Origin of the sequence: Planococcus shenhongbingii (assembly GCF_030413635.1) — a bacterium.
GTDB lineage: Bacteria > Bacillota > Bacilli > Bacillales_A > Planococcaceae > Planococcus > Planococcus shenhongbingii.
Genome location: NZ_CP129235.1, coordinates 523,755 through 546,175, shown reverse-complemented (window position 1 = coordinate 546,175; position 22,421 = coordinate 523,755). Strand labels below are relative to the sequence as shown.

The following is a 22,421-nucleotide window of genomic DNA, read 5'->3' as shown; positions in this document are numbered from 1 at the left end:
AGTGATATGAAGTAAGGCAGCGTAGACGCCAGCGGGAAAGCGAAGCTGGCTTGCTTCATATCAACACTACAATTTTTTAGCCTAATACCGCTAAAATATCGTTTTCGCGTAAGATCAAGTATTCATTGCCTTCATATTTAAGTTCAGTGCCTGCGTATTTTGAGAAGATGATCCGGTCGCCTTCTTTGACTTCCAGTTCAGTGCGCTGTCCATTGTCACGGATAACTCCATTACCTACAGCGATCACTTTGCCTTCCTGCGGTTTTTCCTGTGCCGAACCCGGCAGTACAATTCCGCTTGAAGTCTTTTCTTCTGCTTCTACAAGCTCAATAATTACGCGATCTCCTAATGGTCTTAACAATTGAAACACCCTCCTCAGATTATCTATATCGTTTCCATTAGCACTCTAACACCGAGAGTGCTAACCCACTTCTCAGTTTAATAAAATCCCTTGCCTTTTGCAAGTCTAAACATTCACTTTTTTTTATTCTTTGCGGTTACGTTTTGAAACCTCTACAATAGTAGTAATCCGTGAAACGAAAGGAAATCTGTGTATGAAAATAAATGTAAAAGCTAAAGCTGATACAGACCGCTCCGGCAAACAGAAGTTTAGCGTTAAAGCGAGCCGGAAAGGCAAAAAGACGCCGCTATATGTATTGCTGATTTTTATAGCTGTGCAGCTGCTACCGATTTTATTTATTGCACCGACACTGAATTATTTCCGTGGCCAAGGATTGGATGAAGCTACCGCATTAGCCTCTACTTCCGGCTGGCTGATTGTGTTCACTATGGGCGTCGGGTTTATTGTGACCATGATTGTCATTTTACGCGACAAGCGGTTTTTCGATATTTGGAAAGGCAAAAAATCAAGCCTTCTTGCTGCAGTCGGCTGGGGTGTCCTCGGCTTTCTGTTATTGCTGATCGGACAATCTATTGCGGCCATGATTGAAATGGCCATCGGCATCGAAGCTGGATCTGAAAACACCATGGCACTCGTCAATATCGCTGAAGTGGTTCCAATGGCAATCCTCGCGGTTGTATTATTCGGGCCGATACTGGAAGAACTTGTCTTCCGCCGTGTCGTGTTTGGTTCATTGAACCAGACCACCAACTTCTTTGTAGCCACTGCTGTCAGCGCCTTGGTTTTCGCCCTCGTCCATATGGAGTTCAGCCATTTGCTGCTGTACTTCACCACGGGTCTTGTGCTGGCATTCCTTTACCAAAGGACAAAACGCATCATCACTCCGATTATTGCGCACATCATGTTGAACGGCTATGTTATGCTGATTCAATTGAATATGGATAAAATCGAGAACTTCCTGAAGCAGCTCGAAAATATTCAGTAATGAACAAAGCAGAAAAGCCTTCCCCGAATTGATTCGGCGGAAGGCTTTTCTATTGCTGCTTGATTTGGTAAATAAGTGTTTGCAGTTCTACAGACAAGTCGATTGTCTGCACACGGATATGATCCGGAACCGAGATGCGGACAGGAGTGAAATTCAAGATGCCTTTAATGTCCGTTTTCGCGAGGCGGTCCGTGACTTCTTGGGCAGAGCGTGAAGGCACGGTCAATATGACCAGTTCAATCCCTAATTCCTTCATCTTTTCTTCAATGCGGTCCGGATGGTACGTATCAATACCACTGATCCTTTCCCCTTCATACGGCGAGTTTGAATCGAATGCCAGAACAATCTTGGTATTGTGGTTGCGCTGGAAATTGTACTTTAAAAACGCACTTCCCAAATTCCCGACGCCAATCAGCGCCACATTGGTCGCTTCGTCCTGGTCGAGGGTTTTCCGGAAAAATGCAAGCAGGTCCTGAACATCATAGCCATACCCTTTTTTGCCGAAAGCGCCCAAATGGGAAAAATCCCGGCGAATGGTCGCCGAGTCGATTTTCATCGCTTCACTTAATTCCTGGGAGGAAATCCGTTTTTGTCCCGCGTTCGCGAAATTCTGGAGAAAACGGTAATAAAGCGGCAATCGTTTAGTTGTGGCTTGCGGAATTTTTGATGGTTCATGTAACATGCAACGTTACCTCCTGCGGTTATATAAGAAACTTCACTTAGTAGGATTTTCTTCATCCTTACTGACCATTAAAGCGGAATCAAATCGATTTTATCTTACATGAGGCGGCTCGATATGTAAAGCTGGCTTGATTGCGAACAACCCGCCCATCGGCTACACTTAGAGAGAATAGAGGTGACCCACATGATTGTATTACAAGTAAACCAAGTCCATAAATCGTTTGGCGCAGATGAAATCCTCTCCGGCGTCAAACTGGAAGTCCAACACCGCGACCGCGTTGCACTCGTGGGCCGCAACGGCGCAGGAAAATCAACTTTGCTAAAAATCATATCCGGTGAAATGTCTTACGACAGCGGCGATATCATCATGCCGAAAGACTTGACTATCGGCTATTTGGAACAACAAACCGATCTGGAATCAGAAGCGACCGTTTGGGACGAAATGATGACGATTTTCAGTCATTTCCGTGAACAGGAAGCAAAGCTTCGCCAACTCGAAGCACAAATGGCAGACCCGGCCGTTTATGATGATTCCGCACAATATGAAAAAGTCATGCAGGAATACGATACATTGCAGCACGATTTCAAAGATGCAGGCGGCTATCAGTTTGAAGCCGACACCCGAGCCATCCTTCACGGCATGAAATTCTATGCCGAAGACTATGAGAAAAAAGTGGTTTCCTTATCAGGGGGACAAAAAACGCGTCTGATGCTCGCTAAACTGCTGCTCAGCAAACCACAGCTATTGATTCTCGATGAGCCGACCAACCACTTGGACATTGAAACCTTGAGTTGGCTCGAGAATTATTTAAAAAACTATCCGGGCGCTTTGCTGATTGTTTCGCATGACCGCTACTTCCTCGATCAAGTGGTAACGCTTGTCTATGAAGTATCCCGTCACCGCGTCAAAAAGTATACCGGCAACTATAGCCGCTACCTCGATGAAAAAGCGAAGCAATACGAACTCGACTTAAAGCAATTCGAGAAGCAGCAGAGCGAAAAAGCAAAGCTTGAAGATTACGTCCAGCGCAACCTGGTCCGTGCCTCTACCACTAAAATGGCACAAAGCCGCAGACGGGTTCTGGAGAAAACCGACTGGATGGGTGCACCGGACGGCGACGAAAAATCCGCGCGTTTCGGTTTCACTATTGAGAAACAAAGCGGCAACGATGTCTTGAATGTCCAATCCCTTGCCATCGGCTACGGCAGCCAGCCGGTTTCTGAGAATATCTCACTGAAGCTGTACCGCCAGGATAGTCTGGCACTTGTCGGACCCAATGGCGTTGGCAAATCGACGCTCCTGAAAACGATTATGAAAGAACTGAAACCACTCGCCGGCACAGTCCATTACGGCACCGGCATCCAGTTCGGCTACTATGACCAAGAACAAGCCAACTTAAAAGGCAACAAGCTCGTCTTGAATGAATTATGGGATGATTATCCGCATATCAACGAAAAAGACATCCGCGGCATTTTAGGGCGCTTCCTGTTTTCAGGAGACGACGTATTGAAACCGATATCCACGCTTTCAGGCGGTGAAAAAGCTCGTGTCGCGCTCGCAAAATTGATGATGCAAAAAGCCAATGTGCTGCTGCTTGATGAGCCAACTAACCACTTGGATCTTGACAGCAAAGAAGTACTGGAAAATGCCTTGCTCGATTACCCGGGTACAATTTTATTTGTTTCCCACGATCGGTATTTTATGAACCGCCTTTCCACTAAAGTTGTGGAATTGACCCAAAGCGGCACCACTGAATACTTGGGCAACTACGACTATTACGTGGAAAAGAAACTGGAAATGGAAGAGCTGCAAGCACTCGAAGATGCAGAAAAAGCTGTCGTAGCCACAACGGTTCCAGTAACCACCACTTCACAAATCAATAAAGAAGCAAAAAAATTGGAACGCCAGTTGCAGCGCCAAACAGATGAAACCGAGCAGGAAATGGAAAAGCTTGATCAGCAAATCGCCGAGATTGAAGAATTGCTGTGTAAGCCGGAAGTTTTCCAGAATCATGAAAAAGTCCTTCCACTTCAAAACCAGCTCGATAGCTTGAAAGAAGCGCATGAAGAAAAAATGCTGGCGTGGCTGGAATTGCAAGAACAGCTTGAAAAAGTCGATCATTGACCGCATACTCATGTATGCGGTTTTTCTTTTTCTATATATAGGTCAATACCTTTTTGTGAAATATTTGTTTCCACAAAGTTGCTCACAATCCCCAAGTGATTAAATCAACTATCAACAGGGTTTTCCACATTGTCCACAGTTTTTTTAAATGTTATCCACATAGTTTTCCCAATTCTAGTACACAAGATATAGAAAAAGGGCTGTTTTTCAGAAAGTTATGAACATGTTATGCACAAATTGTGCATAAGTACAAACGTTCTCTATTGACAGCAAACGTATTTTTTGTCCATAAAATAGTCTGAAAACAACAAAAAAAGCTCAGTTGAAACCTTTTTCCGGTTTCGACTGAGCTTTTATTTCCACGAAGTTAAAGCCATTCCTGGACGGCCGTTCATCGCCATATTTCCCGTAATTCCATTTTCGAACATGACGGTACCTGCCGCCGCAATCATTGCTGCATTGTCTGTACAAAGCGGCAGCGACGGGATAAAGAATGGAATGCCTTTTTTCTCAAAAGCTGCAGATAAAGAAGTTCTAAGCCCTTTATTCGCCGCTACCCCACCGGCTGCAATCACTTGGTTCACCTTGTACTGTTCAGCAGCGCGAAGGGCCTTGGCAGTCACCACTTCAACTACGCTGTTTTGGAAGCCGGCAGCCACATGTTCAGGCGGTACCGCTTCGCCGCGCTGTTTGGCATTATGCATATAATTTAACACAGAAGATTTTAATCCACTGAAACTGAAATCATAAGAGCCTTCTTCCAGCCATACCCGCGGAAAATCAATGGCGCCATCGCTTTGATGCGCCAAGCGGTCAATATGCGGACCACCTGGATAAGGAAGATTCAGCGTTCTCGCCACTTTATCGTAAGCTTCTCCTGCTGCATCATCACGGGTTTCCCCGATCACTTCAAAGCTTCCATGCTCTTCCATATAGATAAGCTCCGTATGCCCGCCTGAAATAACAAGGGCCAGCAGCGGGAACTCCATTTCCTGTTCCAAACGGTTGGCATAAATATGTCCGGCAATGTGATGGACGCCGACAAGTGGCAGGCCATGAGCAAATGCAAAAGCTTTTGCTGCATTCACGCCGATTAACAATGCACCTACTAGACCAGGGCCTTCAGTGACTGCGACGGCATCTAACTGATGCGGCTCCATATTAGCCCGTGATAAAGCTTCTTCAATCACAATCGTGATTTGCTCAACATGATGCCGGGAAGCGATTTCCGGTACCACGCCGCCAAATCGTTTATGGCTTTCTATTTGAGACGCCACGACATTTGAAATGATTTCCCGGCCGTTTTTAACAATAGAAGCTGCCGTTTCGTCGCAACTCGTTTCAATTCCTAGTATATAGATATCTTTATTCATTAAAATTCACCCACATCACTATGGCATCTTCCAGATTGTCGGTATAATACCGCTTTCGGATCCCACCATTTTTAAATCCTAATTTTTGATACAGATTCTGCGCCACGGTGTTGCTGACTCTTGCCTCGAGTGTCATCAGGATTGCCCCGTGTGCTTTTGCAGTTTCTATTGCTGCCTTCATCAACCGCTCGCCAAGCTTCTTCCCTCGTTCTTCCGGATGGATAGCGATATTCGTTACATGGCATTCGTCCAAAACGAGCCACATCCCACAATAACCTACAATTCCTTTGTCTGTTTCAGCAACTACATAATAGGCATTTTCGTTATGCAGCATTTCGTAGAAAAAAGACTCTTTCGTCCAAGGTAAAGTAAAAGACAATTTTTCAATTTCGTATACTTCATCAATATCTTTTACCGTCATTTTGCGAAATATTACATCGGTGCTCATGACACTTGGCCTTCTTGGCTTTTAATATAATTGGCTTCTGCTTCTGTAATGCGCTGGTATTCAGGAACCGCATGATGGACATCCTCTGCCGCTACATCCTTTGCCAGCATGATCAAGTTCACAGCGCGCGGCAACCGGTTCTGAGGGGCGCTGAAAAGAGCCAGATCGCCCATAGCTTCACGAATAACCCCTTCATGTACCGCAATATCAATTCCGGTGAATAAAACCGGTTTGTTGAGTATTTTGACTTTCTCCAAAAACTCTTTCAAATCACTGTGCTGATCTTCAATCACTGACTCCAGACTATGCCCAGCGTAAAGACCAGTAAAGACCGTACCTCTGCGGGCATCCATAATTGGGCAAATCAAGCCGTCAAAATGTTGTCCATTTGCTGCCAGAACTTTTAAGCTCGAGACCAGGTGAAGCGGAATTTTCAGTGACCATGCAAGTGTTTTAGCAATCGTCAAACCGATCCGGACTCCAGTATATGAACCAGGGCCTTCTGCCACTGCAATATGCGTCAAATCTTTTGGGGTAATTTTCGCTTTTTTCATCATTTCTTCAATAGCGGGCATCGCCGTCAAAGAATGATTGATTTTTAAATTAGTGGTTTCTTCTATTAGAACGGTATCATCTGACATCAGCGCAATTGCCAATGGAGAATTCGAGGTATCAATTCCTAAATAAATCATGATAAATTTAGCTCCTTGCACAAAATTTCATATCGTGGTCCAATCGGTCGAAGCTCAATGATTCGGCTTTCTTCCGACTTCCGGATAATGTTGATTTCCAAACGTTCATTTGGAAGGTATTCTTCGATGAATTTAGCCCATTCGATAACAGAAACCGCCTGGCTTTCAAACAGTTCATCAAAGCCAATGTCTTCATCGCTATTTTCTAACCGGTACACATCAAAATGGTTTAAATCCAGATCCCCTTCGTACTGCTTCAAAATAGTAAACGTCGGGCTGTTTACCATCCGCTCTATGCCAAGCCCTTTGGCCAGCCCTTTTGTGAATGTAGTTTTTCCAGCTCCCAGATCTCCTTCAAGCGTCAAAAGATCCTGCGGTTTTAAAAAGCCCGCAAGTTTAGCCGCAAATTCTTCAGTTTCTTCAGGAGAATTAACTTCTATTGTATAAATCATTATAGGCCACCTCGTTTGAGTCTTAACATAGTTTAGCGAAGAAATAGCAGTAAATCAAAATATATTCCTTCAGAAGCGCTTTTAAGAAAAGAAGCACTGGCTTTTTTTATCATTTTTCTATTTAAAACAAAAAAAATAAACACAGCGAGATCGCTGTGTTTACCTTAAAAATAACGGTCCCGACCGGGATCGAACCGGCGATCTCCTGCGTGACAGGCAGGCATGTTAACCGCTACACCACGGGACCAAAAAAAAAACAGACCAGCGACGTCCTACTCTCACAGGGGGAAACCCCCAACTACCATTGGCGCAAAAGAGCTTAACTGCCGTGTTCGGGATGGGAACGGGTGTGGCCTCTTTGCCATCGTCACTGGACTCTTTTTTTAGGAGTGCTTGCGCCCTCAAAACCGGATATGCGACATTGAAAAAACGTATTTGGTTAAGTCCTCGATCGATTAGTATTCGTCAGCTGCACGCGTCGCCGCGCTTCCACCCCGAACCTATCTACCTCATCGTCTTTGAGGGATCTTACTTGCTTGCGCAATGGGAAATCTCATCTTGAGGGGGGCTTCGTGCTTAGATGCTTTCAGCACTTATCCCGGCCACACATAGCTACCCAGCGATGCCCCTGGCGGAACAACTGGTACACCAGCGGTGTGTCCATCCCGGTCCTCTCGTACTAAGGACAGCTCCTCTCAAATTTCCTGCGCCCGCGACGGATAGGGACCGAACTGTCTCACGACGTTCTGAACCCAGCTCGCGTACCGCTTTAATGGGCGAACAGCCCAACCCTTGGGACCGACTACAGCCCCAGGATGCGATGAGCCGACATCGAGGTGCCAAACCTCCCCGTCGATGTGGACTCTTGGGGGAGATAAGCCTGTTATCCCCGGGGTAGCTTTTATCCGTTGAGCGATGGCCCTTCCATGCGGAACCACCGGATCACTAAGCCCGTCTTTCGACCCTGCTCGACCTGTCCGTCTCGCAGTCAAGCTCCCTTGTGCCTTTACACTCTGCGAATGATTTCCAACCATTCTGAGGGAACCTTTGGGCGCCTCCGTTACTCTTTAGGAGGCGACCGCCCCAGTCAAACTGCCCGCCTGACACTGTCTCCCACCCCGATCAGGGGTGCGGGTTAGAATTTCAATACAACCAGGGTAGTATCCCACCGACGCCTCCCCCGAAGCTGGCGCTCCGGGCTCAAAGGCTCCTACCTATCCTGTACAAGTTGCACCAAAAGTCAATATCAGGCTACAGTAAAGCTCCACGGGGTCTTTCCGTCCTGTCGCGGGTAACCTGCATCTTCACAGGTACTATAATTTCACCGAGTCTCTCGTTGAGACAGTGCCCAGATCGTTACGCCTTTCGTGCGGGTCGGAACTTACCCGACAAGGAATTTCGCTACCTTAGGACCGTTATAGTTACGGCCGCCGTTTACTGGGGCTTCAGTTCGCACCTTCGCTTGCGCTAAGCACTCCCCTTAACCTTCCAGCACCGGGCAGGCGTCAGCCCCTATACGTCACCTTACGGTTTGGCAGAGACCTGTGTTTTTGCTAAACAGTCGCCTGGGCCTATTCACTGCGGCTCTCTCGGGCTGTAACACCCTACCAGAGCACCCCTTCTCCCGAAGTTACGGGGTCATTTTGCCGAGTTCCTTAACGAGAGTTCACTCGCTCACCTTAGAATTCTCTTCTCGCCTACCTGTGTCGGTTTGCGGTACGGGCACCTCCCGCCTCGCTAGAGGCTTTTCTTGGCAGTGTGAAATCAGGGACTCCAGGGCATACGCCCCTTGCCGTCACCGCTCAACGTTATGGAAATGGGATTTGCCTCATTTCCCGCCTCACGGCTTGGACGCGCTCAACCAACGGCGCGCTCGCCTTATCCTTCTGCGTCCCCCCATTGCTCAAACGGCGGGGAGGTGGTACAGGAATATCAACCTGTTGTCCATCGTCTACGCCTATCGGCCTCGACTTAGGTCCCGACTGACCCTGAGCGGACGAGCCTTCCTCAGGAAACCTTGGGCATTCGGTGGACGGGATTCTCACCCGTCTTTCGTTACTCATACCGGCATTCTCACTTCTAAGCGCTCCACGAATCCTTCCGGTTCCGCTTCAACGCCCTTAGAACGCTCTCCTACCACGGACATCGTTGATGTCCATCCACAGCTTCGGTAATCCGTTTAGCCCCGGTACATTTTCGGCGCAGTGTCACTCGACCAGTGAGCTATTACGCACTCTTTAAATGATGGCTGCTTCTAAGCCAACATCCTGGTTGTCTAAGCAACGCCACATCCTTTTCCACTTAACGGATATTTGGGGACCTTAGCTGGTGGTCTGGGCTGTTTCCCTCTTGACTACGGATCTTATCACTCGCAGTCTGACTCCCAAGCATAAATCACTGGCATTCGGAGTTTGTCTGAATTCGGTAACCCGGGATGGGCCCCTAGTCCAAACAGTGCTCTACCTCCAGGATTCTCAATCTTGAGGCTAGCCCTAAAGCTATTTCGGAGAGAACCAGCTATCTCCAGGTTCGATTGGAATTTCTCCGCTACCCACACCTCATCCCCGCACTTTTCAACGTGCGTGGGTTCGGGCCTCCAGTAAGTGTTACCTTACCTTCACCCTGGACATGGGTAGATCACCTGGTTTCGGGTCTACAACTGCATACTCATTCGCCCTGTTCAGACTCGCTTTCGCTGCGGCTCCGACTTCTCATCTTAACCTTGCATGCAATCGTAACTCGCCGGTTCATTCTACAAAAGGCACGCCATCACCCATGAACGGGCTTTGACTAGTTGTAGGCACACGGTTTCAGGATCTGTTTCACTCCCCTTCCGGGGTGCTTTTCACCTTTCCCTCACGGTACTGGTTCACTATCGGTCACTAGGGAGTATTTAGCCTTGGGAGATGGTCCTCCCGGATTCCGACGGAATTTCACGTGTTCCGCCGTACTCAGGATCCACTCAGGAGGGCACGCCTTTTCGGCTACGGGGCTGTTACCCAGTGTCGCGGACCGTTCCAGGTCGCTTCGCCTAACGCGTGCTTTTGTAACTCCGTATTGAGTGTCCTACAACCCCAAGAGGCAAGCCTCTTGGTTTGGGCTGTTCCCGTTTCGCTCGCCGCTACTCAGGGAATCGCATTTGCTTTCTGTTCCTCCAGGTACTTAGATGTTTCAGTTCCCTGGGTCTGCCTTCTCATGTGCTATGAATTCACACATGGATCCTGCCCCATTACGGGCAGGGGGTTCCCCCATTCGGAAATCTCCGGATCAATGCTCACTTACAGCTCCCCGGAGCATATCGGTGTTAGTGCCGTCCTTCTTCGGCTCCTAGTGCCAAGGCATCCACCGTGCGCCCTTTCTAACTTAACCAAGTTGGTTACCTAGAAAGTCGACCGATCACTCGGTCTCATCACTTGTGTTGCTTGTTTCGTTTGTTTCAATGTCGTCATATCCAGTTTTCAAAGAACAAGTTGTTGAAAGTCACAAAAAAAGGCATCGCTGCCAAGGTGTGAACCTTCAAAACCGAACGCAAAACGTCAACCGGAACCGGCAGGTTCCGTTCCGAAAGAATCCTTAGAAAGGAGGTGATCCAGCCGCACCTTCCGATACGGCTACCTTGTTACGACTTCACCCCAATCATCTGTCCCACCTTCGGCGGCTGGCTCCCACAAGGGGTTACCTCACCGACTTCGGGTGTTACAAACTCTCGTGGTGTGACGGGCGGTGTGTACAAGGCCCGGGAACGTATTCACCGTGGCATGCTGATCCACGATTACTAGCGATTCCGGCTTCATGCAGGCGAGTTGCAGCCTGCAATCCGAACTGAGAACGGTTTTCTGGGATTGGCTCCCCCTCGCGGGTTGGCGACCCTTTGTACCGTCCATTGTAGCACGTGTGTAGCCCAGGTCATAAGGGGCATGATGATTTGACGTCATCCCCACCTTCCTCCGGTTTGTCACCGGCAGTCACCTTAGAGTGCCCAACTGAATGCTGGCAACTAAGATCAAGGGTTGCGCTCGTTGCGGGACTTAACCCAACATCTCACGACACGAGCTGACGACAACCATGCACCACCTGTCACCGCTGTCCCCGAAGGGAAAGCCTTGTCTCCAAGGCGGGCAGCGGGATGTCAAGACCTGGTAAGGTTCTTCGCGTTGCTTCGAATTAAACCACATGCTCCACCGCTTGTGCGGGCCCCCGTCAATTCCTTTGAGTTTCAGCCTTGCGGCCGTACTCCCCAGGCGGAGTGCTTAATGCGTTAGCTGCAGCACTAAGGGGCGGAAACCCCCTAACACTTAGCACTCATCGTTTACGGCGTGGACTACCAGGGTATCTAATCCTGTTTGCTCCCCACGCTTTCGCGCCTCAGCGTCAGTTACAGACCAGAAAGTCGCCTTCGCCACTGGTGTTCCTCCACATCTCTACGCATTTCACCGCTACACATGGAATTCCACTTTCCTCTTCTGCACTCAAGTCCCCCAGTTTCCAATGACCCTCCACGGTTGAGCCGTGGGCTTTCACATCGGACTTAAAGGACCGCCTGCGCGCGCTTTACGCCCAATAATTCCGGACAACGCTTGCCACCTACGTATTACCGCGGCTGCTGGCACGTAGTTAGCCGTGGCTTTCTGGTAAGGTACCGTCAAGGTGCCGGCAGTTACTCCGGCACGGTTTCTTCCCTTACAACAGAGTTTTACGATCCGAAAACCTTCATCACTCACGCGGCGTTGCTCCGTCAGACTTGCGTCCATTGCGGAAGATTCCCTACTGCTGCCTCCCGTAGGAGTCTGGGCCGTGTCTCAGTCCCAGTGTGGCCGATCACCCTCTCAGGTCGGCTACGCATCGTGGCCTTGGGAGGCCGTTACCCCCCCAACTAGCTAATGCGCCGCGGGCCCATCCAGCAGCGACAGCGTGAGCCGTCTTTCCGTCGGCTCCCAGGCGGGAGCCGAACCTATCCGGTATTAGCCCCGGTTTCCCGGAGTTATCCCGAACTGCAGGGCAGGTTGCCCACGTGTTACTCACCCGTCCGCCGCTGAAAACTTGGAGCAAGCTCCAAATTTTCCGCTCGACTTGCATGTATTAGGCACGCCGCCAGCGTTCGTCCTGAGCCAGGATCAAACTCTCCATTATAGAAGAAATTGATTGCTCAATGTTCTGCTGGCGTCTCGCCATTCCGAAGAATGCGCGAGTCGCTTTGATCTGCTTGCGCTGATCAGTAAAGTTGCGCGGATCGCTTTGCGACGATCCTCGCAGAAAATTCGTTGTCACGCCAAGGCGCTTCAACAATTTTTTTTGACGTTTTGCTGTTCAGTTTTCAAGGTTCAGGTTTTAAGAATTTTGGAGCGGGTGAAGGGAATCGAACCCTCATCATCAGCTTGGAAGGCTGAGGTTTTACCACTAAACTACACCCGCATATAAAAGTTAGAAAGAAAAAATATGGCGCGCCCGGCAGAAGTCGAATCCACAACCTTCTGATCCGTAGTCAGACGCTCTATCCAATTGAGCTACGGGCGCATTGCGTATGGTGCGGCCGAGAAGAGTCGAACTTCCACGGGATTTCTCCCACTAGGCCCTCAACCTAGCGCGTCTGCCATTCCGCCACGACCGCATAAATTATTTTAGGGACAAATTCTATTATAGAACTTCGACACTCTAATGTCAATATCTTTTTACGATTTTCCTTTTAAATAATTATTGCGTTGTCTTCAATTAGATCGGAATAAAAATGGCTGGGGTACCTGGATTCGAACCAGGGCATGACGGGATCAAAACCCGTTGCCTTACCGCTTGGCTATACCCCAATAAAATGGCGGTCCCGACCGGGATCGAACCGGCGATCTCCTGCGTGACAGGCAGGCATGTTAACCGCTACACCACGGGACCATTTTGGTTGCGGGGGCAGGATTTGAACCTGCGACCTCCGGGTTATGAGCCCGACGAGCTACCGAACTGCTCTACCCCGCGACAATATCATTTACTTTTAAGATATGTAAGAAACTCTTTAAGTATGTATTTTAAAATAACAATATTACTCTATTTCTTTTAAAATGATTGGTGACCCCTACGGGATTCGAACCCGTGTTACCGCCGTGAAAGGGCGGTGTCTTAACCGCTTGACCAAGGGGCCTTAATGGCTCCGAAGGTAGGACTCGAACCTACGACCATCGCATTAACAGTGCGGTGCTCTACCACTGAGCTACTTCGGAATAGTGTTTCAAGCACTGTTTAAGTACTTGTCGACTTTTTCTATTATAGAGAGGTATTAAGGAAACGTCAACACTTATTTGCATTTCTTTTTATTATTTCAGAGAAAGCTTTCCGGAACACCGTCCACAGCGATATCTTTCCACATTCATTCGGATCTTCCGCATGTAATTCGCATTGCATGCCACACATTCGTAAACATAGCGTTTAGCCGGCTTTCTTTCTGATCTTGGCTCTACTGAAGAACAGAAGCGCGGAGAACCGGTTTCTTTCAGCAGCATTCTGAAATCGGCATCCCGGTGTTTATAGCCTTTTCCTTCTATATGTAAATGGTAATGGCATAATTCATGTTTAATGATTCCCTCAAGTTCTGAGAAACCGAATTTTTCATATGACTTAGGGTTGATTTCAATGTTGTGCGACCGCAACAGATATCTCCCGCCTGTCGTTCGTAAACGCGCATTGAAAATCCCTTCATGGCGAAACGGTTTATGGAATACTGAATGGGAGATTTCTTTTATCAGTTCTGTCAGTTCTTTATTGGTCATCGTCACTCACCTATTTCTTTTCTCAATTAAAAACAGCCGCTTCTATTTTAACAAGAAGCGGCTGTCTGTGCATGGGCATTTCTTAACCCTATTCGATTTGTTCTTTTGGCGGCAGCATGGTTAATGCAATGCGCCCTTTGTCTTTCTCGACTTTTTCCACCCACGCGGTAACGATGTCTCCGACCGCTACAACTTCCAGTGGATGTTTCACAAAGCCTTTTTTCAATTTCGAGATATGGACGAGCCCGTCTTGCTTCACGCCAATGTCCACAAATGCCCCAAAGTCTACGACATTACGGACCGTCCCTTGCATTTCCATGCCCGGCATCAAGTCTTCCATCTTCAAAATGTCATTCTTCAATAACGGCTGCGGGAATTCATCACGCGGATCACGGTTCGGCTTTTTCAGCGCATCGACAATATCTTTCAGCGTCACTTCACCGACATCCCATTGTCCACTCAACTCTGAAAGCGAAAGAGCTTCCAGTTTCTCCGCCACTCCGGGTTTGCCGACGTCTTTTTTATCCGCTCCGACCAAATTCAATAGCTTTTCTGCGACAGCATAGCTTTCCGGATGGATGCCGGTTGCATCCAGCGGGTTTTTGCCTTCTGGAATCCGCAGGAACCCAATAGCTTGTTCATAGGTTTTTGCGCCAAGCCGCGGAATTTTTTTCAGCTGCGCCCGGGAAGTAAACCGCCCGTTCTCATCGCGCACTTTGATGACATTTTCTGCTACTGTCTTGCTTAATCCTGCCACATACTGCAATAAAGAAGCAGATGCCGAGTTCACGTTAACTCCAACTTGGTTAACTGCCGTTTCAACAACAAACGTTAGCTGGTCCGCTAATTTTTTCTGTGACACGTCATGCTGGTACTGTCCTACCCCCACAGCTTTCGGATCAATTTTCACTAATTCCGATAAAGGGTCTTGCAGGCGTCTCGCAATCGAAGCGGCACTCCGCTCTTCCACTTGCAGGTCTGGGAATTCCGCACGGGCAATGTCAGATGCGGAATATACACTCGCTCCCGCTTCATTGACGATGACATAGGAAATGTCCTGATCGCTTTCAGAAATGAAGTCGGCAACAAACTGCTCGGTTTCTCTGGAAGCCGTCCCGTTTCCAATGGCCATGATTTCAATCGAGTATTTCGCAACGAGCTGCTTCATCACTTTTTTTGCTCCGGCTTGATCGTTTTTAGGAGCATGCGGATAAATAACAGCTACTTCCAACAATTTTCCGGTTTCATTGATCACTGCCAGTTTGCAGCCGGTGCGGTATGCCGGGTCTACACCCAGCACCATTTTGTTTTTCATCGGCGGCTGCAATAACAGGTTGCGCAAGTTCTCCGAGAAAATGTGAATGGCTTGTGTTTCCCCTTTTTCGCTCAGCTCTGTTCTAATTTCACGCTCGACTGACGGCTGGATCAGTCGTTTATAACTGTCTTCAATAGCAGCCGCTACAATCTCGCCCGTTTCTGAAGTTGCTTTGACCCATTTGTTTTTCATCAAAGTTAAAATGCGGTCAATTGGCGGATTGATCGACACTTTCAAGACGTCTTCTTTCTCTCCGCGGTTAATCGCTAAAATTCGGTGAGGCACAATTTTCTGGATTGCCTCTTCGTATTCGTAATACATTTCAAAGACTTGTTTTTCGTCTTCGTGGTTCTTTTTGGCGGCGGTGGCGATGGCGCCGTTTTTACGGGTCATGTAACGAACCTTTTCCCGGATATCCGGATCATCTGCAAATAATTCAGCGAGGATATCCTGCGCGCCTTGGATCGCTTCTTCCGCTGTCGGGATCCCGGCTTCTTCATTGATAAACGCTTCCGCTTTTGCCAGCGGGTTTTCTTTGTGGAATTCCATCAGCCAATCGGCAAGCGGCTGCAGTCCTTTTTCTTTGGCAATCGTCGCTTTGGTCCGGCGTTTTTGTTTATAAGGACGGTATAAGTCCTCTACACGCTGCAAAACCGTAGCGCCCATAATTTCCTTTTCCAGCTCTTCGGTCATTTTTTCTTGTTCCGTAATGGAACGGATCACTTCTATTTTCCGCTGCTCTAAATTCTGGATATATGTATAGCGGTCATCGATGGCTTTTATCTGTACTTCATCGAGCGACCCCGTGGCTTCTTTCCGGTAACGCGCAATAAATGGAACCGTATTGCCATCCTCGATTAAAGCGATAACTTGACCAACCTGATTCGGCCTTACACCCGTTTCTTTGGCGATCAACGCATGAATTTGCTGCATTTCCATAATGACACTTCCCTTCGTTTCCTCTTTATTTTAACACAGAAAAAAGAAGCCAACTTATTTGAGCTGGCTCCCTCCTGCTTCATTCACTTTAAGCATTCCCAGTTATTTATTTACGATTAAATTCTCACCGGTCATCAGGAAGGTCGAGTTATGGGACAGAATATTGCCCATTCCGCCTCCCACATAAATTTTCTGGCCAGTGACGAAGTTCGAGAGGCTGGAGGATAAAAACAAGCAGACACCGGCGATATCTTCAGCGGTTCCCATCCGTTTCATCGGTACTTCTTTTGCCGATAAATCTCGGAAAAACCGGTCTCTGGCATCTCCCGCCGGAAGAAGTTCTTCCCAAAACGGCGTCATAATAGGGCCAGGCGAAATGACATTTACATTTATTCCGGCCGGAGCTAGTTCAAATGCCAAGTTATGCGTTAAACTTTCCACCGCTCCTTTGGCAGCGTGATAGTGAAGAACGACTGTATAGGCATCGAAGGCACCCATCGATGAAAAATTAACAATCCGTCCAAACCCTTGTTTCTTCATATAAGGCAATACTTCAAGAATCGGATAAAGCGTACCGTTCAAATTCAGCTGCATTGTTTTTTCCCAGTCTTCCATATCCAAGTTTTCCGTATTGCCGTTGCCGCCGCCAATCGTACCGCCTGCACAATTGACGAGAATATCGATCTTGCCGAATTCCTCAATCGCCGCTTCAATCGTTTGCTTAATCGTGTTTTTGTCGGTCACGTCGACTTTGTTGTAGGTGCGGGCTGTGCCGCCGGAATGATTGATGGTTGCCGCTACTTTTTTTGCTGAATCAATATCCAAATCTGCAATGACAATTTTTGCGCCTTCTTTCGCAAATAGTTTGGCCGTCGCTTCTCCCATCCCTTTTGCTCCACCGGTGATTAACGCTACTTGATCTTTTAAAAACATCCCTTTGTCCCCCTTAGTTAATTAAATTCCGCGGATGCCTCCATCTGCCACCATCGAAGTGCCCGTCATATAGGAAGAATCTTCAGATGCTAAAAACAAAATCGATTTCGCTTGTTCTTCTGAAGTCGACATCCGGCCCATCGGAATGATTTTTTCCATATGCGGCGTATTCGGGTTATCTGCAATCATTTCTGTGTAGACCACTCCAGGCAACAAACAGTTCACGCGAATTCCTTTATCCGCGTATTCTGCTGCCACCACTTTTGACATATGCGTAATCCCTGCTTTAACAAAGCTGTATAAAGCGTGCGTCGGCATGACGCTGATTGCTGCAAGCGAAGTCACGTTGACAATATTCCCGGACCCTTGCCTCTCCATATGGGGCAGCACAAGCTGCATCATTCTAAAATAAGAAAATGCATCAAGTGCGACAAATTGATCCCAGTCTTCACGCGTCAGTTCAATAAAAGGCTTTTCGATGATCCGGCCTGCGTTATTCACGAGGATGTCTATTTTTCCAAAAGCCTCAATAGAAGAATTAACAAGCTTTTGGATGTCTTCCTCTTGCGTCATGTCTGCTTGGATAAAGATGGCTTCCCCGCCGTCTTTCCGGATTTCGACTGCTATTTGTTCTCCTTTTTCCCGTCTGCGCCCCGCAATTATCACTTTGGCGCCTTCTTCCGCAAACAGCCTGGCTGTCGCTTCCCCTATCCCGGATGTGCTCCCTGTAACAATTGCCGTTTTATCTTTTAAACGCTTCAATGCATCCACCTCTTTCTGTACTGTAAAAAAAGAGATTGCCATTGGAGAATCAGCAATCTCTTTTCAATTTGAGAAACTTACGCTTCTGGAGTTGCTTTTACCAAAGCTTGTTCTTTAGCAACTGATTTCGTTCTTAAGGTTTCGATCAAGCCGAAAGAAATCAGGAAAGCGATAAAGTAAGAAATCGGAACGACGAGCATAACTGCTGTCAGGCTATACGCATCTGCTAAGACTCCTGAGAATCCAATCGAGAAAGCACCAATCAATTCCCCGACCCCCATAATGAGCGCATTAGCAGAAGCCATGACCAGAGGAGAAACGCTTTCTACCGGAATGATGCTTTGGTAGATGGTATTCATTGCCAGGATAATTCCACCAAACAGCACCAAAATCACTAAGCTTGCAGCTGAATTCGGGAAAAGGAAAAGTACGAGCGGCGTGACCATCGCCATTGCCAAGTATCCTGTCATTGCCGGTTTTCTGCCGATTTTGTCGGAAGAATAAGGGATGAAAATTTGCCACATGATTGTCAGCAAACCGAATAATGAGAAGACAATTCCCATTTGCGTAATGGATAACATGCTGATTTGAGTCAAGTAAAGCGGCAGGAACGAGTTGAATGTCCACATGGCACCCATGCAGAAAACACTGATGAGTGTACAGATCAGGATATTTCTGTTTTTCAAGCCGCTTAAAATGGTGCTGACTGTTACTGCGCTTGTTCCTGCAACAGCATTTGGAGAAACCTCAACTTCTTTGACGACTTTCAGCATTAATAAGGCAGCGATAAAACTAGGCACGCTGACAAATAAGAATGCATAGCGCCAGTCAAACAGTTCACCTAATTGCGTAACGACAACCGGCCCAATAGCGACACCGATCACCGCTGCCCCTGCATAGACGAGCCCCATATTTCTGCCAAGAGTAGTCGGACGTGAAACTGCAGCCAACATCGAGATCGAGATTGGAAGGATAATCCCTTCACTTGCCCCAAGCAAAGTCCGTACGATCAGCAAATAGTTGAAAGAACCTGCGAACATGGTAATCAGGGCAAGAATTGAAGTGACAAGTGTGGCCCAAAACAAGATTTGCTTCTTATGCCCCAACCGGTCTGAAAGTACGGCAAAAATCGGTGCAGAAATAGCGAAACCAATTGTTTGCCACATATTGATTTGACCAATTTTAGTATTATTGAGTGCAATATCTTCAATGATCATTGGCATTAACATCGATATGGCTTGTCTATCCAAATACAAAAAGCCCCAAGCTACGAAAAAGAGCATAACCAGTTTTGTTTCGTACTTAATCCCTTTTTTTAATAAACCCATCTCCATCAATCCTCCTCGATTATTCGATTAGTTTCGCGCCGGCCATTGTGCCACCGTCAATAACAAGTTCCGATCCCGTGACAAATCCCGACTCATCAGACGCTAAATACAACACTCCATATGCCACATCTTCAATTTCCCCAATCCGTTTCATCGGCAATTGATCAAACAGGTTTTTGCGGGTATGTTCGTTTTCTAGCGCTTCTTTCACTAAATCCGTGGCAATCAACCCAGGAAATACGGTATTGACTCTAATTTTGTCTTCCGCATATTCAATGGCCGCCGTCCTGCCTAAAGAGCGAATCCCTCCTTTCGCTGCACTGTAGTGGGCAAAACTCCCTCCTCTTAATGCTGCAATAGAAGCAATATTGACAATAGAACCTCCTCCGTTTTCTTTCATAGGGGAAATAACTTCTTGAATCCCTAAAAACGTTCCGGTAAGGTTGACGTTGAGCATACTGTTCCACTCACCCAATGAAATATCGGCCATTTTTGTCTCAGCGTGAATGCCGGCATTGTTCACCAAAATATCAATTCGGCCATACTCTTCAAGAGTTTTTGAAATGACACTCTTCCAATTTTCTTCACTGGCTATGTTGTGCTGCAGGGCAAACGCCTGGCCATTTTCTTGTTTAATCGCCGATGCGGTGAGCTGGGCTGCTTCGTAGTCGATATCTGTCACGACCACTTTCGCTCCTTCTTTAGCGAATAATTCCGCTTCATACTGGCCTTGGCCATTTCCAGCTCCTGTTATAATGGCAATTTTTCCTTCTAATCGTCCCATTCCCGCCCTCCTTTACAGCGTTTTCCCGTCTCCAACTCGCCCATTGCCCTCTCCATTTCCCTAAAGTTTTTTTGCAGTTGCAAGCGCCTGCGGACAATGAGCCATGTTGCGTCGGCCATATCCGAGATTCGTTGATATATAGAAGTTTATGAGAAAGCGCTTTCAATATATAGAAGTAAAAACACTCTATTTTGTCAGAATTTTAAGTAAATTTTATCGGATTTATGAAAGGCTTTTAACGATAAAAGAAGACAAAAAAAAGAAGCCGACTCATTTGAGCAGGCTTCCAGCTATAAACGTTGCGTCATCTCCGGTTTGAATCGAACGCAAAATATCATAATATAAACGTTCGGGAATTCCAGCTTGGCGCATCATTACTTTCGGATTTCGCAGTTCCACTCCATCTGAATGGATCAGGAACAAATCATCTTCCACATAAGTGTAAAGTTGAGTTCGCAGTTTTTGCGGACGTCCAGATAAATAGCCCATTACAGGCAATGGATAAATCATTTCGTCTGTTCCTTTCCGGTATAAATAGAACCGGATGTTTCCAACGCAGCTGTATTCGAGTGTTTTTTTCTTAAAATCCACTTTAAAAATAGCTACAGCTGCTCCGCGTTTTTGGACCATTAAATCATTGAACCGCTTCATCAGTTCATCAATTGTTTCATGGTGATATTCTTCCAGAATTTGAGGAATGACCTGTGAAGATTCCCGCGCCACAGGACCATTGCCCAGACCATCGGCTATGGAGCAAATGAAATAATCATCTGTCAATACGGTATGGTAACTATCGCCAGATTCATAATTTCCTTTTTTTGCTTCATTGAAAATAAAAGCATCAACAAAACTATGCTGTATTTTTTTCACTACGACACTCCGCCAGCTGCCAAAATAGCTTCTTGAAGTTTCTTGATTGCTTTGCGCTGCAAGCGGGAGACGTGCATTTGAGAAATTCCGAGTTTGTCCCCGGTTTCTTTTTGGCTCAGCTGCTCTATGTAGGTATACTGAATGATCTGCTTTTCCCGTTCAGAAAGCACATTCATCGCATTCGCTACAAGCATGCGCTGATCCGCTTTTTCGTATCCATCGTCTTCTTGGCCTACAACGTCAAATAAAGTCACTGTACTGCCGTCAGAATCGGCTTCCAGTGAATGGTCCATGGATAAAGCTTGATAACTTTTGCCCATTTCCATTGCTTCTAGTACGTCGTCTTCATCAACATCCAGATACTCAGCGATTTCCCAGACTTGTGGCGAACGTTGCAGTTCACGTGTTAACACTTCAACGGTTGATTTAATTCGTGGTCCCAATTCTTTGATTCGGCGAGGAACATGGATTGCCCATGTTTTATCCCGAAGAAAACGTTTAATTTCTCCAATAATGGTGGGTACCGCAAATGCTTCAAAACTTCTGCCGAAAGAGGGATCATAACGCCGAATAGCTCCAAGAAGCCCTAGCATGCCCACTTGCGCAATATCTTCATGGTAAGATTTACCATTCGAATATTTACGTGCAATAGATTCGACAAGCCGTTTGTAATTCATCACTAGCATTGTTTGGGCTTCTTCATCTTCGTTTTTCTGGTAAGCCTCGATCCACTCAAGCACCTGCTCTTTAGTTGGCTGATTAGGATGAGATCGTTTCGACATCCTCTTCCACCTGCTCTCCTCCAACATACTTTGTCATGAAGACTGTAACGCCTTCCTGATGATGGACTTTTACTTCATCCATTAAGGTTTCGATTAAGTACAGGCCAAGACCTCCTTCACGAAGAAAAGCGCCTTCTTCCTGGTCATGATAAGGACCTACCTTCGCTTTTGTTTCCTCAAAATCAAAGCTTTGCCCGTGATCGGCAACCATTATCTCAATTTTGTCTCCATATAGGGCACATCCAATGACAACTTCGCCTTCTTCGCCTTCTGAATAAGCATGCTGAACAGCATTTGTTACTGCTTCACTTGAAGCGATTTTCAAATCTTCGATATCATCAAATGTAAAACCTATACGGCTCGCCAAACCAGAGATCGTCAAGCGCGCAACTCCTACATATTGTGATTTAGCAGGTACCCTCATTTCAACATAATCGAAAGGACGCATATCAATTACCACCTTTTCCAACTGATTCGATGTCCATAATTTCGCCCAAACCAGTTATGTCGAATAATCGTTTTAAACGAGACGAGAGCCCTGTCAGCTTTACATGGCCGCCTTTGGCATTTACTGATTTATAGAATGCCACAAAAACTCCCAATCCTGTACTATCCATATAGTTAACGTCAGAAAGATCCAATTCTGCGTTGATGCCTTGTTGATTCTGAAATGCTTCTAATTTTTCCCGAAGAACCGGTGCTGTATGCGCGTCTATTTCCCCGCGTATAAAGCCTTTTAACTTATTGTCCGTTTCTTCTAGTTCCACTTGAATATTCATCTATTTGACACCCCGTTTTTCTTTAATTCGGTTTAACTTAAAAAAGCCATCGTAAGTTTA

At 46.9% G+C, this 22,421-nt stretch carries 18 protein-coding genes, 9 tRNA genes and 3 rRNA genes; 2 read left to right on the top strand and 28 right to left on the bottom strand.

Annotated features, from left to right (window positions below; translation table 11 throughout):
• Window positions 1-76: 76 nt before the first annotated feature.
• Window positions 77-361 carry a co-chaperone GroES gene (gene groES, locus QWY16_RS02890; protein WP_300991349.1) on the bottom strand — a complete coding sequence of 95 codons (285 nt, stop codon included), beginning with the start codon at window positions 359-361 and terminating at the stop codon, window positions 77-79.
• A 193-nt stretch (window positions 362-554) separates the two neighbouring features.
• On the opposite strand from groES, the gene QWY16_RS02885 reads away from it, so the two are divergent.
• Window positions 555-1,346, top strand: coding sequence for a CPBP family intramembrane glutamic endopeptidase (locus QWY16_RS02885; RefSeq protein ID WP_300991348.1), 792 nt, complete (start codon window positions 555-557; stop codon window positions 1,344-1,346).
• 49 nt (window positions 1,347-1,395) lie between these two features.
• Here the strand turns inward: QWY16_RS02885 and QWY16_RS02880 are convergent, their stop codons facing one another.
• A complete protein-coding gene (locus QWY16_RS02880; protein WP_300991347.1) occupies window positions 1,396-2,028 on the bottom strand; it encodes a redox-sensing transcriptional repressor Rex in 633 nt (210 codons plus the stop codon).
• Between the two features lie 183 nt (window positions 2,029-2,211).
• Here QWY16_RS02880 and QWY16_RS02875 point away from each other — a divergent pair, with 183 nt between their 5' ends.
• Complete coding sequence (locus QWY16_RS02875; protein ID WP_300991346.1) at window positions 2,212-4,152, top strand: ABC-F family ATP-binding cassette domain-containing protein; 1,941 nt, start codon at window positions 2,212-2,214, stop codon at window positions 4,150-4,152.
• Window positions 4,153-4,505: 353 nt separating this feature from the next.
• On the opposite strand, the gene tsaD is transcribed toward QWY16_RS02875, so the two are convergent.
• From tsaD to QWY16_RS02745, 26 genes are all read right to left on the bottom strand, one after another.
• On the bottom strand, window positions 4,506-5,525 hold the full coding sequence (gene tsaD / locus QWY16_RS02870) for a tRNA (adenosine(37)-N6)-threonylcarbamoyltransferase complex transferase subunit TsaD (RefSeq protein WP_300991345.1): 1,020 nt from the start codon (window positions 5,523-5,525) through the stop codon (window positions 4,506-4,508).
• On the bottom strand, window positions 5,518-5,973 hold the full coding sequence (rimI, locus tag QWY16_RS02865; protein ID WP_300991344.1) for a ribosomal protein S18-alanine N-acetyltransferase: 456 nt from the start codon (window positions 5,971-5,973) through the stop codon (window positions 5,518-5,520). Before rimI ends, tsaD begins: the two co-directional genes overlap by 8 nt.
• Window positions 5,970-6,665, bottom strand: a complete 696-nt coding sequence (tsaB, locus tag QWY16_RS02860; protein WP_300991343.1) for a tRNA (adenosine(37)-N6)-threonylcarbamoyltransferase complex dimerization subunit type 1 TsaB — start codon at window positions 6,663-6,665, stop codon at window positions 5,970-5,972. The genes rimI and tsaB overlap by 4 nt, the downstream gene beginning before the upstream one ends.
• Window positions 6,662-7,117, bottom strand: a complete 456-nt coding sequence (gene tsaE / locus QWY16_RS02855; protein WP_300991342.1) for a tRNA (adenosine(37)-N6)-threonylcarbamoyltransferase complex ATPase subunit type 1 TsaE — start codon at window positions 7,115-7,117, stop codon at window positions 6,662-6,664. Before tsaE ends, tsaB begins: the two co-directional genes overlap by 4 nt.
• A gap of 174 nt (window positions 7,118-7,291) precedes the next feature.
• Window positions 7,292-7,364: transfer RNA gene (locus QWY16_RS02850), tRNA-Asp, on the bottom strand.
• Between the two features lie 12 nt (window positions 7,365-7,376).
• Window positions 7,377-7,492 (bottom strand): 5S ribosomal RNA (rrf, locus tag QWY16_RS02845).
• Window positions 7,493-7,552: 60 nt separating this feature from the next.
• Window positions 7,553-10,486: ribosomal RNA gene (locus QWY16_RS02840) — 23S ribosomal RNA — on the bottom strand.
• Between the two features lie 208 nt (window positions 10,487-10,694).
• Window positions 10,695-12,247, bottom strand: a 16S ribosomal RNA gene (locus QWY16_RS02835).
• The 16S, 23S and 5S rRNA genes sit together here with 9 tRNA genes alongside, the layout of an rRNA operon.
• 208 nt (window positions 12,248-12,455) lie before the next feature.
• Window positions 12,456-12,529 (bottom strand) — tRNA-Gly (locus QWY16_RS02830).
• 25 nt (window positions 12,530-12,554) lie between these two features.
• Window positions 12,555-12,631 (bottom strand) — tRNA-Arg (locus QWY16_RS02825).
• Window positions 12,632-12,639: 8 nt separating this feature from the next.
• A tRNA-Leu gene (locus QWY16_RS02820) sits at window positions 12,640-12,725 on the bottom strand.
• Between the two features lie 118 nt (window positions 12,726-12,843).
• Window positions 12,844-12,918 (bottom strand) — tRNA-Gln (locus tag QWY16_RS02815).
• 6 nt (window positions 12,919-12,924) lie between these two features.
• Window positions 12,925-13,000, bottom strand: a tRNA-Asp gene (locus tag QWY16_RS02810).
• Between the two features lie 4 nt (window positions 13,001-13,004).
• A tRNA-Met gene (locus QWY16_RS02805) sits at window positions 13,005-13,081 on the bottom strand.
• An 88-nt stretch (window positions 13,082-13,169) separates the two neighbouring features.
• Window positions 13,170-13,244: transfer RNA gene (locus QWY16_RS02800), tRNA-Glu, on the bottom strand.
• Between the two features lie 4 nt (window positions 13,245-13,248).
• Window positions 13,249-13,323: transfer RNA gene (locus QWY16_RS02795), tRNA-Asn, on the bottom strand.
• Between the two features lie 93 nt (window positions 13,324-13,416).
• Window positions 13,417-13,869 (bottom strand): SprT family protein, encoded by a 453-nt coding sequence (locus tag QWY16_RS02790; RefSeq protein ID WP_300991341.1) that lies wholly within the window; start codon window positions 13,867-13,869, stop codon window positions 13,417-13,419.
• 88 nt (window positions 13,870-13,957) lie between these two features.
• Window positions 13,958-16,123 carry a Tex family protein gene (locus tag QWY16_RS02785; RefSeq protein ID WP_300991340.1) on the bottom strand — a complete coding sequence of 722 codons (2,166 nt, stop codon included), beginning with the start codon at window positions 16,121-16,123 and terminating at the stop codon, window positions 13,958-13,960.
• A gap of 102 nt (window positions 16,124-16,225) precedes the next feature.
• Window positions 16,226-17,056 carry an SDR family NAD(P)-dependent oxidoreductase gene (locus QWY16_RS02780; RefSeq protein ID WP_300991339.1) on the bottom strand — a complete coding sequence of 277 codons (831 nt, stop codon included), beginning with the start codon at window positions 17,054-17,056 and terminating at the stop codon, window positions 16,226-16,228.
• Between the two features lie 21 nt (window positions 17,057-17,077).
• Window positions 17,078-17,818, bottom strand: a complete 741-nt coding sequence (locus tag QWY16_RS02775; RefSeq protein ID WP_300991338.1) for an SDR family NAD(P)-dependent oxidoreductase — start codon at window positions 17,816-17,818, stop codon at window positions 17,078-17,080.
• Between the two features lie 77 nt (window positions 17,819-17,895).
• On the bottom strand, window positions 17,896-19,146 hold the full coding sequence (locus QWY16_RS02770) for an MFS transporter (protein WP_300991337.1): 1,251 nt from the start codon (window positions 19,144-19,146) through the stop codon (window positions 17,896-17,898).
• Window positions 19,147-19,165: 19 nt separating this feature from the next.
• Window positions 19,166-19,930, bottom strand: a complete 765-nt coding sequence (locus tag QWY16_RS02765) for an SDR family NAD(P)-dependent oxidoreductase (RefSeq protein WP_300991336.1) — start codon at window positions 19,928-19,930, stop codon at window positions 19,166-19,168.
• Window positions 19,931-20,200: 270 nt separating this feature from the next.
• Complete coding sequence (locus tag QWY16_RS02760) at window positions 20,201-20,800, bottom strand: PP2C family serine/threonine-protein phosphatase (protein WP_300991335.1); 600 nt, start codon at window positions 20,798-20,800, stop codon at window positions 20,201-20,203.
• On the bottom strand, window positions 20,800-21,582 hold the full coding sequence (gene sigB / locus QWY16_RS02755; RefSeq protein WP_036807353.1) for an RNA polymerase sigma factor SigB: 783 nt from the start codon (window positions 21,580-21,582) through the stop codon (window positions 20,800-20,802). Before sigB ends, QWY16_RS02760 begins: the two co-directional genes overlap by 1 nt.
• Window positions 21,560-22,030: an anti-sigma B factor RsbW gene (gene rsbW / locus QWY16_RS02750; RefSeq protein ID WP_300991334.1), complete on the bottom strand. Its 471-nt coding sequence runs from the start codon at window positions 22,028-22,030 to the stop codon at window positions 21,560-21,562. Before rsbW ends, sigB begins: the two co-directional genes overlap by 23 nt.
• A gap of 1 nt (window position 22,031) precedes the next feature.
• Window positions 22,032-22,361 (bottom strand): anti-sigma factor antagonist, encoded by a 330-nt coding sequence (locus tag QWY16_RS02745; RefSeq protein WP_300991333.1) that lies wholly within the window; start codon window positions 22,359-22,361, stop codon window positions 22,032-22,034.
• Window positions 22,362-22,421: the final 60 nt, after the last annotated feature.

Coding starts and splice junctions, on each gene's coding strand:
- QWY16_RS02880 (WP_300991347.1), bottom strand. CDS start 2,028: ATGTTACATGAACCATCAAAAATTCCGCAAGCCACAACTAAACGATTG.
- tsaD (WP_300991345.1), bottom strand. CDS start 5,525: ATGAATAAAGATATCTATATACTAGGAATTGAAACGAGTTGCGACGAA.
- QWY16_RS02770 (WP_300991337.1), bottom strand. CDS start 19,146: ATGGGTTTATTAAAAAAAGGGATTAAGTACGAAACAAAACTGGTTATG.
- tsaE (WP_300991342.1), bottom strand. CDS start 7,117: ATGATTTATACAATAGAAGTTAATTCTCCTGAAGAAACTGAAGAATTT.
- sigB (WP_036807353.1), bottom strand. CDS start 21,582: ATGTCGAAACGATCTCATCCTAATCAGCCAACTAAAGAGCAGGTGCTT.
- QWY16_RS02780 (WP_300991339.1), bottom strand. CDS start 17,056: ATGTTTTTAAAAGATCAAGTAGCGTTAATCACCGGTGGAGCAAAAGGG.
- rimI (WP_300991344.1), bottom strand. CDS start 5,973: ATGAGCACCGATGTAATATTTCGCAAAATGACGGTAAAAGATATTGAT.
- QWY16_RS02790 (WP_300991341.1), bottom strand. CDS start 13,869: ATGACCAATAAAGAACTGACAGAACTGATAAAAGAAATCTCCCATTCA.
- QWY16_RS02875 (WP_300991346.1), top strand. CDS start 2,212: ATGATTGTATTACAAGTAAACCAAGTCCATAAATCGTTTGGCGCAGAT.
- QWY16_RS02885 (WP_300991348.1), top strand. CDS start 555: ATGAAAATAAATGTAAAAGCTAAAGCTGATACAGACCGCTCCGGCAAA.
- tsaB (WP_300991343.1), bottom strand. CDS start 6,665: ATGATTTATTTAGGAATTGATACCTCGAATTCTCCATTGGCAATTGCG.
- QWY16_RS02765 (WP_300991336.1), bottom strand. CDS start 19,930: ATGGGACGATTAGAAGGAAAAATTGCCATTATAACAGGAGCTGGAAAT.
- rsbW (WP_300991334.1), bottom strand. CDS start 22,030: ATGCGTCCTTTCGATTATGTTGAAATGAGGGTACCTGCTAAATCACAA.
- QWY16_RS02785 (WP_300991340.1), bottom strand. CDS start 16,123: ATGGAAATGCAGCAAATTCATGCGTTGATCGCCAAAGAAACGGGTGTA.
- QWY16_RS02745 (WP_300991333.1), bottom strand. CDS start 22,361: ATGAATATTCAAGTGGAACTAGAAGAAACGGACAATAAGTTAAAAGGC.